We start from the raw sequence: 12,423 nt of genomic DNA on the forward strand, positions 1-12,423 counted from the left end.
CCAAGATGGAGAAGCGCCTCGCGCAGCAGGGCATCCTCGACATCGGCCAGCTGTGCGAGCGGCGCCCGCGCGACGCCGGTTCGGCCTGGGGCGGGGTCAATGGCGACCGGCTCTGGTACCTGCTCCACGGCTTCGACCTGCCCGAGAAGCCGACCCAGAACCGCACGATCGGGCACAGCCACGTCTTGTCGCCGCGCAAGCGCGGACTCGAGCCGACTCGCCTCACCGCCCGCCGCCTCGCGCTCAAGTCCGCCAGCCGGCTGCGCCGCAAGGGCTATGTCAGCCGCCTGCTCGTGCTCCACGCCCGGTTCGAGGACGACAAGTCGATCTGGCGCACCTCGATCAAGCTGCCCTCGACTCAGGACAGCTTCACCGTGCTCCACGCGCTCGATTCGATCTTCCCGCGACTCGTCGAAGCCGGCCGCGGCCGTGCGCATGGCTTCGCGATCCGCATGATCGGCGTGACCCTGGCCGAGATCGCGCCGCTCCAGGGCGAGCAGGAATCGCTGTTCGCCGCGCTCGACCCCAACGATCCGCTCGCGCGCGAGACTCGCACGCTGTCGCTCAGCAAGGCGATGGACCGGATCAACGAGAAGTTCGGCCGCCACGCCGTTTCGGTCGGCCCGATGGACGGCAGCCGGCTCGACCGTGTGGGTACGAAGATTGCGTTCGGACGCATCCCCGACCTCGATGAATTTCACGAATGAATCGGATGACGTTCCGTTGCGGCGCAAAATAGCCTGTCTAGCGGTATCATGCCGGTCTTGACGTCAAATGCTGCATGCGCAAAAGGAACGCCCGCTATGAAGATGCGCCTCCTCCCCGCCGCCGTCGCGATCGTCCTCCTGCCGCTCGCGGCCTGCAAACCCGAACCCGAAGTCCTCGACGATCGGGCGCCCGATCCGATGGAGACGGCGCTCAAGAACGCGCCGGCCGTCGAGCTGCCGCCGTCGATCCGCGCCACGGTCTCGATGCGCTGCCAGCCGGGCAACGCGCTCGTGTTCGCCGAGTTCTTCCAGGGCGACAAGCTGGTCAAGCTGCGCACCGAGAAGAACGGTCCGGCGACCGATCTCAAGGCGCCCGAGGCCGGCCAGCCCTACACCGCAGACGGCGGCTACAAGCTCACCGGCAACGAGAAGTCGGCCACCGTCGAGCTTCCGGGCAAGGGCTCGCTCACCTGCAAGGGCTGACCTTCGCGAAATTCCACCCAAAGGGGCCGGCGGCACTCCGCCGGCCCTTTTTCGTTGCGCCGGCCTGTGGCAGCCTGCGGCGATGCGCAACATCGACCTGAGCAGCTGGCAGAGCATCCTCTCGACCCTGCTGGTGCTGGCGCTGGTGACGCTGATCGGCGTCGGCGTGCGCGTGCTGATGATGATGACGATCCAGCAGCGGCGCGAGCGGATGAACCGCCAGATCAACGAGCGGCTGCGCACGCTGATCGCCGCCTACAAGACGCTCGGCGGCTCGTTCACCGGCGATCTCGCGGTCGATCCGACTCACCTGCGCGATCTCCACGCCCGCGCCCGCGAGGCGGCGGAAGCGAGCGGCGAAGTCCCGTCCGACTCGCCGTCCGAGACCGCGTCGGAACGGCGCCGCCGCATCCGCGACGCGGTCGAGGCGGCGCTGTCCGACATCATCCTGCTCGGCACCGAGGAGCAGGTCCGCCTCGCCGAGCGCGCCGCCAACGAACTCGTCGCCGGTCGCCCGGTCCACATGCACGAGCTCGTCGTGTCGCTGCGCGATTTCATCCGCCTGGCGCTCGACCTCGACCCGATCCCCGCCGACGTGGCGATCCCGATGCAGGGCCCGGCGCGGCCGTCGGCAGCCGGCGGCCGCGGCAGAGGCGGCGAAGGCCGCGAGAGCGGCCGCGGCGGCGGTGGAGGGGGCGGCGGAATGGGCGGAGGTGGCGCGGCGCTGGGCATGGGCGCGCTCGGCCGCCCCGGCCTCGCCGACGACGCGGCCAACCATTCGAGCTGAATCCACCATTTCAATCCTCCCCCGCCAGGGGGCAGGCGCAGCCTGACGGAGGGGAAGGATGCCAGAACAGGTGTCGGGTTTCCTCCCCCTCCGTCAGGCTGCGCCTGCCCCCTGGCGGGGGAGGATTTACATTTCACCACGCACTTTTTTTTCGCGGCCGATGTCACATCCGCCGCCCCTGGCTCGTCATGACCATGCAACCCGATGAGGAGCATGACCATGAACCCAAAGCTCAACCCCTATGCCGCCGCCCCCGCCGTGATGCGCCCGTGGCTCGCCGCCTCCAGCGCGATCGAGGCCAGCCTCGAGCCGTCGCTGATCGAGCTGGTCAAGATCCGCGCCTCGCAGATCAACCAGTGCGCCAACTGCATCAACATGCACACCGAGGAAGCGCGCGCCAAGGGCGAGACCGAGAAGCGCATCTACCTGCTCTCGGCGTGGCGCGAGGCGCCCGGCTACACCGCGCGCGAGCGCGCCGCGCTCGGCTGGGTCGACGCCTTGACGCGCCTCTCCGAAGGGCACAACCAGGACGCGGCCTATGAAGCGCTCGCCACCGAGTTCAGCGAGGAGGAGCAAGTGAAGCTCACCCTGATGATCAACATCATCAACGGCTGGAACCGCCTCGCGGTCGGCTTCCACCTATGGACCGAGCCGGCGGCGGTCAAGTCGGTCCAGGCGCAGGTCGCGTGAACCCCGGCGGACAGCAAGGCGCAGCGGAGTCGTTCGACCCGCTGCGCCCCAGGCTCATCCGCGTCGCCTATCGCATGCTCGGCTCGGTCGCCGACGCCGAGGATGTGGTGCAGGAGGCCTTCATGCGCTGGATGGGCACCGACCGCGCGGCGGTGCGCGAGCCCGAGGCGTTCCTGCGCCGCACCGTCACCCGCCTCTGCCTCGACCAGCTCAAATCGGCACGCCACCAGCGCGAGACCTATATCGGCCCGTGGCTGCCCGACCCGGTGGTCGAGGAGGAGCCCGAGGAGGACGTCACCCTCCCGCTGATGCTCGCGCTCGAACGCCTCTCGCCGCTCGAGCGCGCCGCCTTCCTGCTCCACGACGTGTTCGGCGTGTCGTTCGACGAGGTCGCCAGGACGCTCGACCGCGACGCCGCCGCCTGCCGCCAGCTCGCGGCGCGCGCGCGTGCGCATGTCCGCGAAGCGCGCCCGCGCTTCCAGGTCGAGCAGACGCGCGGCATCGAGCTCGCCGAGGCGTTCTTCGCCGCCTCGCGCACCGGCGACATGACCGCGCTCGGCGCGATGCTCGCGGCCGATGTCAGCATGCACACCGACGGCGGCGGCAAGCGCGCCGCGGCGATGCAGGTGGTGCTGGGCTTCAAGCATGTCATGAAGCTGCACAAGTCGCTCGCCGTGCTGTTCGGCAAATATGGCTCGACGCTGGTGCGCACCTGCTTCGTCAACGGCCTGCCCGGCTTCGTCACGCTCGAGGCCGATGGCGAGCTCCAGACCACCGCGCTCGACATCGAGGACGGCCGCATCACGGCGATCTACCAGACCCGCAACCCCGACAAGCTGCGGCACCTGCACTAGGGCGGTGTCAAGTCGGTGCACTCAATCCTCCCCCGCCAAGGGGAGGTGGCAGGCGCAGCCTGACGGAGGGGGCGGACACGATGACGAACGTTGGGGTTCCTCCCCCTCCGTCGCCTACGGCGCCACCTCCCCCCTGGCGGGGGAGGATTTCACAACCGGTCAAACACTTGGCGCAAGGTGCGCCCGCACGAAGCGCGCCCGCTCCGCCACCGGCGCCAAGGGTAGTTCGACGAGCTCATAGCCCAGCCCCGCATAGACCTCGGCCATCACCTCGTGCGTCGCCTGCGCCTCCGCCGCGTCCTGCTTCCGCTCGGCATCCCGCGCATAGATCTCCGGCCAGTGCGGCGCGATGAACACGATGCGGTTGTAGCGGAACGCCGCCGCCGCCCGCTCGGCAGGCGCCGGAACCGCCAGCCCGCACAGCCGCAGATAGCCGATCACGTCGGGAATCCCGCGGTCGAGCAGCACTGGCCCGGCCAGCGCGCGCGCCTCGCGGTGCGAGCGCAGCTCCCAGCCCAGCATCTGCATCGCGAACGCCGCGCGGTCGGCCCAGGGCAGCGCGTCGCCGCCGATCGCGACCTGGTCCTGGATGATCGCGCGCCCGGCCTCGGGCATCGTCGCGATGCCCTGCATGGCCAGCGCGGCGATCAGGCTCGACTTGCCCGAGCCCGGTCCGCCGGTGATCACGAACAGATGATCCGTCCTCATCTTGTTATCTCCATCGGGAACATTGCATGATGGGCGCGCCGGGTCGGTCCGGCGCGTTGGATTTACCGAGCGGAGGCGAGGCTTGGCGACGATCGCGATCTACAGCCTTAAGGGCGGCGTCGGGAAGACCACGCTGGCGGTCAACCTCGCCTGGTGCGCGGCGACGCTGTCGGCGCGCCGCACCTTGCTGTGGGATCTCGACCCCCAGGCCGCGTCCACTTACCTGCTCGGCGGCGGCGGGGGCAAGGTCCAGGCGCAGTCGGTGTTCACCAAGGACGTGGAACCCTCGAAGCTCGCCCATGCCAGCGGCGTCGACCGCCTCGACCTGATCGGCGCCGACGCCTCGCTGCGCGGCCTCGACCTCCTGTTCCACGAGCTCGACAAGAAGAAGCGCCTCGCCAAGCTGCTCGGCCAGCTCGACAAGGCCTATGACCGGATGCTGCTCGACTGCCCGCCCGGCCTCACCGAGACCAGCGAGCAGGTGATGCGCGCCGCCGACCTGATCGTCGTGCCGGTCATCCCCTCGCCGCTCTCCGAACGCGCGCTGGCCGAGGTCGAGGCGCATCTCGGGGGCCCAGGATCGAAAGGGGGCAAGGTGCCGCTGATGCCGGTCCATTCGATGGTCGACCGCCGCCGCAAGCTTCATGCCGAGGCGCTCGCGCGCCACCCAAGCTGGCCCGTCATCCCGGGCGCCAGCGTCGTCGAGGCGATGGCGGCGCGGCGCTTGCCGGTCGGCGCCTTTGCCGGCCGCACCACCGCGGGCCGCGCCTTCGCCGAGCTGTGGCAGGCGATCGAGCGGAGGCTCGCCCGATCCCAGAAACCGAAAACGCGGAAATGACTCGCCCCACGCCCCGCTCGGCCGATCTCGATCCCGATCTGGTGCTGCGCGCCTATGCGATGGGCGTGTTTCCGATGGCCGAGCATCGCGACGAGGACAGCGTCTTCTGGGTCGAGCCGCGCCACCGCGCGATCCTGCCGCTGGACGGCTTCCACCTCTCGCGATCGCTCAGGAAGACGATCGTCAGCGACCGCTTCCGCGTCACCGCCGACGCCGCGTTCGCGCAGGTGATCGCGCTCTGCGCCGAATCCGCGCCCGACCGGCCCGATACCTGGATCAACCCGTCGATCGAGAAGGTGTTCGGCGAACTCCACCGGCGCGGCTTCGCGCATTCGGTCGAGGTGTGGGACGGCGACCGGCTCGTCGGCGGGCTCTACGGCCTCGCGCTGGGCCGCGCCTTCTTCGGCGAATCGATGGTGAGCCGCGCGCGCGACGCGTCGAAGGTCGCGATTGCCGCATTGGTCGCGCGGCTGCGCGTCGGCGGGTTCGAGCTGCTCGACTGCCAGTTCATGACCGAGCATCTCGCCTCATTGGGCGCGGTCGAGGTCCCGCGCGAGACCTATCTCTCGATGCTGTCCGACGCGCTCGGCGAAGGCGCTGCCGGGCTCGCCTCGGGCGCTGCCGGCGTGCTGGCCGATTTCGGAGCGCTCGACGATTTCGCCGCCCCGCCCGATCCGCTCGTACCGGCGCTCACTTCCTCGCCGCCCGTCTCCGGGAAGGTCATCGCGCAGCTCTTGACCCAGACGTCGTAGACCGGGTGCTGCACCACGTTTAGCGCGGGGCGCTCCTTGTATAGCCAGCCCGAAAAGGCGCGCTTCCACTTGCCGTCGGCCTCGCGCACGTCGACCTGCGCGAAGGCGCCGGTATAGGGCTCGCTCTCCCACGGCGCGGTCTTCTCGCACGCGCGCAACCGCACGATCACGTCGCCCGCGCGCACCGCCTGGCCGGGCTTGAGCGTTAGGTCGCGCGCCTGGCCGTTGCGCTTGTTGAGCAGCCCCAGCACCGCGACCCGCTCGGCCATCGGCGTCGCGCCGGCGGTGGAGGCGGCGGACGCGCCGGGATCGACCGTCACGATCTCCTCGCCCGGCCCGGCCTTGGGCGCGACCTCGACCTTGTCGGCCGCGGCGGTCTTGTTCTGGGCATCGCCGCCGCCGAGCCAGCCGCAACCCGCCAGCGCGAGCGGCGCCAGCGCCAGCACGGCGGGACGGAAGGAGGTCATCAGGCGCCGGGCGTCCAGGCTTCGTAGTCGCCGGTCGCGCCGATACGCTTGCCGCCGGCCTCGAGCGCGCCGGCCGGGCGATAGGCCTGGGTGGTGCCGGTGAGGTTGGGGACCGCGGGCTTCTCCCACCGGCGCACCGGCGGCAACGCGCGATCGGGCACGTCGTCGATCTGGTGATGCAGCCAGCTGAACCATTCGGGCGGCACACGGCTCGAATCGTTGGAGCCGTTGTAGATCACCCAGCGCCGCGGATTGCCCGCGGTGTCGCTCCCGCCCTGGTAATAGACGTTGCCGAGCGCGTCCTCGCCGACCTTGTCCTTGCCGCGCAGGCCCATCCAGGTGCCGAAGGTGGTGCCATTCCACCAGGTGAAGATGTTCGCCAGGATTCCCATGCCCCGCGCTTTACGCGGCAAGTGCGGCGGCGGCAACGGGGGTTTGGACGTCCTACCGCCAGCTCACCCTGTCCCCCGGCGAAATCCCCAGCTCGGCCGCCTTGCCGCCGAGGATCTCCAGCACCGCCGCGACCGGCTCGCCCGAGCGCACTTGGTCCTCGGAGAAGGGCACGGTGTTCTCCGCGATATGCGCGATCGTGCCGTCGGCGCGGATGAAGATGATGTCGAGCGGGGTGGGCGTGTCCTTCATCCAGAAGCTCGCCTCGCGCGGCCCCCCGCCCTCTGCGGGATAGGGCGCGAACAGCATACCGCCATCGGCCGGGATGTCGGTGCGGAACATCAGGCCGCGCTGCTGCTCGGCCGCGGTGCGCGCGACATCGACCTTGAAGATGTGCTTCTTCCCCGCGCTCTCGACGGTGACCACCGCCTTTGCCGCCTGCTGCGCCGCGGCGGCATCGCCCGCCTCGCTGCCCTTGCAACCCGGAACCAGCGCCAGCGCCCCCAGCGCCAGCACCACGCCTCCGCAATTAAACGACATCCACGGCTTCAATCCTCCCCCGCCAGGGGGAGGATTAGCCTCTGCGCTTGTCTTTGAGCTTTGGGCGGCCCTACTCCGCGCGCTCGACCACCACGGCGAGCGGCCCCTTGTCCCCCTCGAAGATGCGGGCGCGAAGCGGCTGATCGGGTTCAACGTCATAAATCTCCGCCCGGCGAAGCGTTTCCATATGCACGAATATATCGGCGGAATCGCCGTCGCGCACCAGAAAGCCATAGCCCTTGAGGCGATTGAACCATTTGACCGTCACCGGCTCGAACGGGCCGGCCTCGGCGATCAGCTTGGTCCGGTCGGCCCGATCGGCGGTGCCCGACCGCGCCTTGGGCTGCTCGACCGCATCGGTGAGATCGATCGACAGGATCTCACGCGCCTGCAGCCCGCGCTCGCGCCGCACCACCGTGCATTCGACGCGCGCACCCTCGGGCAGGCTGCGCCGGCCATGCGGCTGGAGCACCGAGAAATGGATCAATATGTCCCCGGCCTGCGGGTCATCGGCGACGATGAACCCGAAGCCGCGAGTCACGTCGAACCATTTTACTGCGCCGGCATAGCGCTCGTCATCGCCGTCGGATTCGTCCACGGAAAGCACCGCGCCGGCCGGCACGGGCACAAACTCGCTCGACGCTCGGTGCGGGTCGGCACGCATTCAGACTCTTCCCCCTGACCCGCAACATTAACACAGCATTTCCAGTGGGTGCGAATCCTTTGTTACTAATCTTCATCCAGCAACGGTTCGACGTTTTCTCCGGGCGGCATGCGCGCGATTTTCCATGCCAGCTCGGGCGCGTGACCGGCGCGGACCATCGCGCCGACCTGTTTCGCCATCGTGACGCGATCGGCCTCGGCGGCCGCGAACGGGCCGATCCGGCGCTTGCGCGCGAATTCGACCGCCGTCGCGCGCGCGCGGCCGTCGAGCTCGGGCGCCAGCGCCTCGGCGTCCCGTTCCTGAACACCGGCGTGGCGCAGCGCGTCGCGCACGCGGCGGGCGCCGAGGCCGCGCCGCGCCATCGCGGAGGCCTTCGATTCGGCGTAGAGCCGGTCGTCGACATAGCCGAGTTCGGCGAACCGTTCCGCAATCGCGACGGGATCCGCGGGCTCGCCCTCCCACCCCCGCTCGCGCACCTTGCGTGCGAGGTAAGCGGCCAGTTTTCCGCGGGTCGTCGCGAAGCGCTCGACATAGCGCAGCGCCAGTCGTTCGAGCTTCTCCGGGTCCAGCGGCGGCGCAGGAGAGCGTCCGGGGTGGGTGTTGCGGCGCATGCGCCTTGTTTGTGCCACACTGCCAACGGAATTTGAACGACAGTGCGTAGCAGAGCCGCCCGCATTTCTGATGTGGGGCCCAGCGTCGAGAAGACCGCGGGCGGGCTGCCACGATCAGGGGCACGGATTTTTGGAATATGGCTTTGAACGTGAACGACACCGGGGATAGCGGCGCGATCCTGCAGCCCACCCCGACCGAAGACAGCCTTCCCCGCCGCCTCGCGGACTTCGCGACGCTGGGCGAAGCGCTCGATTATGCCGCCACCGGCGTGCGCGGGCTCAACTTCCACGACGCGCGCGGCACCCTCGTGCGCGCCTATCCCTTCCGCGAGATGCGCGAGGATGCGCTGGCGCAGGCCCGCCGCCTGATCGCCGCGGGGGTCAAGCCCAAGGACCGCATCGCGCTGATCGCCGAGACCGGCACCGATTTCGCCTCGCTGTTCTTCGGCGTGATCTATGCCGGCGCGTGGCCGGTGCCGCTGCCGCTGCCGACCAGCTTCGGCGGCAGCCAGCATTATATCGACCAGCTCGCGGTCCAGCTCGAGAGCTGCGACCCGACGATTCTGTTCTATCCGGCCGAGCTGTCCGCGATGGCGGGCGAGGCGGCGCGCCTCAAGGGCGTCGAGGGTATCGACTGGGAGCGCTTCGCGACGCGTGACGCGCCGGAGACCGAGCTGCCCGAGGCGAAGACCGACGACATCGCCTATCTGCAATATTCGAGCGGCTCGACCCGCTTCCCGCATGGCGTCGCGATCACCCATCACGCGCTGCTCAACAACCTGTCGGCGCACAGCCACGGCATGGAGCTGCGCGAGAGCGACCGCTGCGTCTCCTGGCTGCCCTGGTATCACGACATGGGGCTGGTCGGCTGCTTCCTGTCGATCGTCGCCAACCAGGTCTCGACCGATTACCTCAAGACCGAGGATTTCGCGCGCCGCCCGCTGGCGTGGCTCGACCTGATCACCCGCAACGCGGGCACCACCCTCTCCTATTCGCCGACCTTCGGCTACGACATCTGCGCGCGCCGCATGTCGAGCCAGACCAAGGCCTCGGACCGCTTCGACCTGTCGCGCTGGCGCGTCGCGGGCAACGGCGCCGACATGATCCGTCCCGACGTGATGCAGTCGTTCGTCGACGCCTTTGCCGATGCCGGGTTCAAGGCCAGCGCCTTCCTGCCGAGCTACGGCCTCGCCGAGGCGACGCTCGCGGTCTCGATCATGCCCCCGGGCGAGGGCATCGTCGTCGAGCTGGTCGAGGAGACTCAGCTCTCCGGCGGCGAGCATGGCGCCGACCGCCCGCAGCGCTTCCGCGCGATCGTCAACTGCGGCAAGCCGGTCAAGGACATGGAAGTCCAGATCCGCGAGGAGGACGGCACGCCGCTGCCGGAGCGCGCGATCGGCAAGGTGTGGTGCCGCGGCCCCAGCGTGATGGTCGGCTATTTCCGCGATCAGGCCTCGACCGAGGCCTGCATGGTCGATGGCTGGCTCGACACCGGCGACATGGGCTACATCTCCGACGGCTATGTCTATATCGTCGGCCGGGCGAAGGACATGATCATCATCAACGGCAAGAACCACTGGCCCCAGGACATCGAATGGGCGGTGGAGCAGCTGCCGGGCTTCAAGCAGGGCGACATCGCCGCCTTCGCGATCACCACCCCGGGCGGTGAGGAGACGCCGGCGGTGCTGGTCCAGTGCCGCACCAGCGACGATGCCGAGCGCCAGAAGCTGCGCGAGGAGATTCGCGAGCGCGTGCGCACCGTCACCGGCATGAACTGCGTGGTCGAGCTGATCCCGCCGCGCACGCTGCCGCGGACCAGCTCGGGCAAGCTCAGCCGGGCCAAGGCGCGCAACCTCTATCTGAACGGCGAGATCAAGCCCTACGCCATCGCGGCATGAGGTTCCCGCTTTCTCCGGAACGGCGCGAAAAAATTTCGCCGTTCCGGGCCTGCACCTAACCACTCGCTAACCTCACCGCAGCTATTGCAGCGGCGTGACAAGCCAGACGACTTCCCAATTCGCAAAGCCGCGCATCGACGTGCGTGCGCTGCTCGGCCTGTACGATCCCGCGGACACCACCGACTGGGGCCCGATTCGCGCTGCCCAGATGAATGCCGGCAGCCAGCTCGCTTTGTTCATGCTCGCCGCCAACGTGATCGGCGCCGCGCTGATCACGCTCGCCTTCGCGCCGACCGTTCCGCTGTGGCAACTCGCCAGCTGGAGCGCGCTGGTCGCCGCGGTCGGCGCCGCGGTCGCCTTCCGCCGCCTCGCCGTGCGCCACCGCACCGAGCGCACCGCCACGCTCAAGGACGTGCGCGAGACCGTGCTCGACGGCATCGCGCTCGGCGCGGTGTGGTCTATCGCGCCGCTGCTGTTCGGCTCGACCGCCAATGCCGAGGCGGCCGCGGCGCTGTGGATCATCGTGTCGATCCTGATGGCCGCGTCGGCCGTGGCGATGGCGGCGCTGCCGCTCGCCACGATCGCGTTCCTCGCAGTGCTCGGCGGATCCGCCGCGGTCTCGCTCGCGGTGACCACCTCGCCCGCGCTCGGCGCGGCGTCGCTGATCTTCACCGTGCTCCTGTCGATCGGCTGCTTCGCCCGCGGCAAGGCGCTGGTCGTGATCCGCGCCGGCGAGATCGCGCTGGCCGAGCGCGACGAGACCGTCAGCCTGCTGCTGCGCGAGTTCGAGGACAAGGGCTCCGACTGGCTGTGGGAGACCGACGCGCAGCGCCGCGTCGTCCGCGCCAACCCGCGCTTCGCGGTCTCGCTCGGCGTCGATCCCAAGGCGATCAACGGCATGCCCTTCCTCCAGGTGCTCGCCGGCACCGCCTGGGAATCGGGCAATTTCGCCCAGGGCCTGCGCGAGATGGCCGAGCGCCTCAAGAAGCGCGAGCCGTTCCGCGACCTCCTTCTTCCCGTCTATGTCGACGGCGCCGAACGCTGGTGGGAGATGACCGGCTCGCCGCGCTTCAACGAGGAGGGCGGCTATATCGGCTTCCGCGGGGTCGGCTCCGACGTCACCGAGGCGCGCGAGTCCGCCAACAAGATCAGCCGCATGGCGCGCTACGACACGCTCACCGGCCTGCCCAACCGCCTGCTCATCAACGAGACGCTCGCCGTCGCGATGGCCGAGGCCGAGAAATGGGGCTCGCGCTGCGCCTTCATGATGATCGACCTCGACCGGTTCAAGGCGGTCAACGACACGCTCGGCCACCCGGTCGGCGACCGGCTGCTGATGCGCGTGTCCGAGCGCCTGAAGCAGCTGATGACCGCCAACGACGTGATCGGCCGCCTCGGCGGCGACGAGTTCGCGGTGGTCGTCCGCGACGCCACCGACACCGCCGCGGTCGAGCGCCTCGCCCACACTATCATCAGCGTGCTCTCCCAGCCCTATGAGGTCGACCAGCACACCCTCTATATAGGCGCCAGCGTCGGCCTCGCGGTCGGCCCGCGCGACGGCCGCACCGCGGAGATGCTGATCCGCTCCGCCGATCTCGCCCTCTACCGCTCGAAGGACGCCGGCGGCGGCATCTTCCACGCCTATGAGCCCGAGCTCCACGTCCAGGCCGAGGAGCGCCGCGTGCTCGAGATGGCGCTGCTCCCTGCGCCGACTGATCCTGCGCCTGACCGTCATGGTCGGTGGCGAGGCGATGCAGAGCGCCTTCCACCTCGCGCTCAACATTGTGCTGCTCCATTCGGCCTCGGCCAGGGACTACGGTATCTTCGCGCTGGCCATGGTGGCTGGCGGCATCGGCCTGACCTATATCCGCGCCTTCACGGCCCTGCCGGCCAGCATCTGCATCGCCGGCAGCCACAGGGTCGCTGCGGCCAATGCCTATGAGGTCTCGTTCGGGACGGCGGCGGCGATGCTCTCGGCACTGTTCGGCCTGGTCGTCGCGATCGTGCTCTCCGGCTGGATCGACGAAGGCGCGG

General features: G+C 69.4%; 13 protein-coding genes and 2 pseudogenes. 9 read left to right on the top strand and 6 right to left on the bottom strand.

The window, feature by feature from the left end; genetic code table 11:
* From ABDV68_RS14750 to ABDV68_RS14770, 5 genes and pseudogenes are all read left to right on the top strand, one after another.
* Positions 1–707: pseudogene (locus tag ABDV68_RS14750) on the top strand (type VI secretion protein ImpB); the annotation flags it as partial.
* 96 nt (positions 708–803) lie between these two features.
* The gene (locus ABDV68_RS14755; RefSeq protein WP_343520845.1) at positions 804–1,190 is read left to right on the top strand and encodes a hypothetical protein; all 387 of its coding nucleotides are present in this window, start codon (positions 804–806) and stop codon (positions 1,188–1,190) included.
* Between the two features lie 82 nt (positions 1,191–1,272).
* Complete coding sequence (locus ABDV68_RS14760) at positions 1,273–1,977, top strand: hypothetical protein (protein WP_343520846.1); 705 nt, start codon at positions 1,273–1,275, stop codon at positions 1,975–1,977.
* 219 nt (positions 1,978–2,196) lie between these two features.
* Positions 2,197–2,667, top strand: coding sequence for a carboxymuconolactone decarboxylase family protein (locus ABDV68_RS14765; RefSeq protein WP_343520847.1), 471 nt, complete (start codon positions 2,197–2,199; stop codon positions 2,665–2,667).
* Complete coding sequence (locus ABDV68_RS14770; RefSeq protein WP_343520848.1) at positions 2,664–3,521, top strand: sigma-70 family RNA polymerase sigma factor; 858 nt, start codon at positions 2,664–2,666, stop codon at positions 3,519–3,521. Before ABDV68_RS14765 ends, ABDV68_RS14770 begins: the two co-directional genes overlap by 4 nt.
* Positions 3,522–3,680: 159 nt before the next feature.
* On the opposite strand, the gene ABDV68_RS14775 is transcribed toward ABDV68_RS14770, so the two are convergent.
* Positions 3,681–4,229: an AAA family ATPase gene (locus ABDV68_RS14775; protein ID WP_343520849.1), complete on the bottom strand. Its 549-nt coding sequence runs from the start codon at positions 4,227–4,229 to the stop codon at positions 3,681–3,683.
* A gap of 82 nt (positions 4,230–4,311) precedes the next feature.
* On the opposite strand from ABDV68_RS14775, the gene ABDV68_RS14780 reads away from it, so the two are divergent.
* Both ABDV68_RS14780 and aat read left to right on the top strand, forming a co-directional pair.
* The gene (locus ABDV68_RS14780; protein ID WP_343520850.1) at positions 4,312–5,067 is read left to right on the top strand and encodes a ParA family protein; all 756 of its coding nucleotides are present in this window, start codon (positions 4,312–4,314) and stop codon (positions 5,065–5,067) included.
* Positions 5,064–5,819, top strand: a complete 756-nt coding sequence (gene aat / locus ABDV68_RS14785; protein ID WP_343520852.1) for a leucyl/phenylalanyl-tRNA--protein transferase — start codon at positions 5,064–5,066, stop codon at positions 5,817–5,819. Before ABDV68_RS14780 ends, aat begins: the two co-directional genes overlap by 4 nt.
* A gap of 35 nt (positions 5,820–5,854) precedes the next feature.
* Here aat and ABDV68_RS14790 read toward each other — a convergent pair.
* The 5 genes and pseudogenes from ABDV68_RS14790 to ABDV68_RS14810 all read right to left on the bottom strand — a co-directional run.
* Positions 5,855–6,286, bottom strand: a pseudogene (locus ABDV68_RS14790) (DUF2155 domain-containing protein); the annotation flags it as partial.
* Positions 6,286–6,678: an NADH:ubiquinone oxidoreductase subunit NDUFA12 gene (locus tag ABDV68_RS14795; protein WP_343520853.1), complete on the bottom strand. Its 393-nt coding sequence runs from the start codon at positions 6,676–6,678 to the stop codon at positions 6,286–6,288. The pseudogene ABDV68_RS14790 and the gene ABDV68_RS14795, both read right to left, overlap by 1 nt.
* 52 nt (positions 6,679–6,730) lie before the next feature.
* Entirely contained in the window at positions 6,731–7,216 is a 486-nt protein-coding gene (locus ABDV68_RS14800) for a DUF192 domain-containing protein (RefSeq protein ID WP_343520855.1), read from the bottom strand.
* 70 nt (positions 7,217–7,286) lie between these two features.
* Complete coding sequence (locus ABDV68_RS14805) at positions 7,287–7,880, bottom strand: cold shock domain-containing protein (protein WP_343520857.1); 594 nt, start codon at positions 7,878–7,880, stop codon at positions 7,287–7,289.
* Positions 7,881–7,945: 65 nt separating this feature from the next.
* Entirely contained in the window at positions 7,946–8,491 is a 546-nt protein-coding gene (locus tag ABDV68_RS14810; RefSeq protein WP_343520859.1) for a regulatory protein RecX, read from the bottom strand.
* 137 nt (positions 8,492–8,628) lie between these two features.
* Between ABDV68_RS14810 and ABDV68_RS14815 the strand changes: the two genes are divergently transcribed.
* The gene (locus ABDV68_RS14815) at positions 8,629–10,389 is read left to right on the top strand and encodes a fatty acyl-AMP ligase (RefSeq protein ID WP_343520860.1); all 1,761 of its coding nucleotides are present in this window, start codon (positions 8,629–8,631) and stop codon (positions 10,387–10,389) included.
* A gap of 94 nt (positions 10,390–10,483) precedes the next feature.
* Entirely contained in the window at positions 10,484–12,331 is a 1,848-nt protein-coding gene (locus ABDV68_RS14820) for a GGDEF domain-containing protein (protein ID WP_343520861.1), read from the top strand.
* Positions 12,332–12,423 lie beyond the last annotated feature (92 nt).

Origin of the sequence: Sphingomonas sp., assembly GCF_039595165.1 — a bacterium.
Taxonomy (GTDB): Bacteria; Pseudomonadota; Alphaproteobacteria; order Sphingomonadales; family Sphingomonadaceae; genus Sphingomonas.

Excerpts from the sequence above, each read along its gene's own strand:
- ABDV68_RS14775 (WP_343520849.1), bottom strand. The coding sequence starts at position 4,229 with ATGAGGACGGATCATCTGTTCGTGATCACCGGCGGACCGGGCTCGGGC.
- ABDV68_RS14760 (WP_343520846.1), top strand. The coding sequence starts at position 1,273 with ATGCGCAACATCGACCTGAGCAGCTGGCAGAGCATCCTCTCGACCCTG.
- ABDV68_RS14815 (WP_343520860.1), top strand. The coding sequence starts at position 8,629 with ATGGCTTTGAACGTGAACGACACCGGGGATAGCGGCGCGATCCTGCAG.
- aat (WP_343520852.1), top strand. The coding sequence starts at position 5,064 with ATGACTCGCCCCACGCCCCGCTCGGCCGATCTCGATCCCGATCTGGTG.
- ABDV68_RS14810 (WP_343520859.1), bottom strand. The coding sequence starts at position 8,491 with ATGCGCCGCAACACCCACCCCGGACGCTCTCCTGCGCCGCCGCTGGAC.
- ABDV68_RS14795 (WP_343520853.1), bottom strand. The coding sequence starts at position 6,678 with ATGGGAATCCTGGCGAACATCTTCACCTGGTGGAATGGCACCACCTTC.
- ABDV68_RS14800 (WP_343520855.1), bottom strand. The coding sequence starts at position 7,216 with ATGTCGTTTAATTGCGGAGGCGTGGTGCTGGCGCTGGGGGCGCTGGCG.
- ABDV68_RS14755 (WP_343520845.1), top strand. The coding sequence starts at position 804 with ATGAAGATGCGCCTCCTCCCCGCCGCCGTCGCGATCGTCCTCCTGCCG.
- ABDV68_RS14805 (WP_343520857.1), bottom strand. The coding sequence starts at position 7,880 with ATGCGTGCCGACCCGCACCGAGCGTCGAGCGAGTTTGTGCCCGTGCCG.
- ABDV68_RS14765 (WP_343520847.1), top strand. The coding sequence starts at position 2,197 with ATGAACCCAAAGCTCAACCCCTATGCCGCCGCCCCCGCCGTGATGCGC.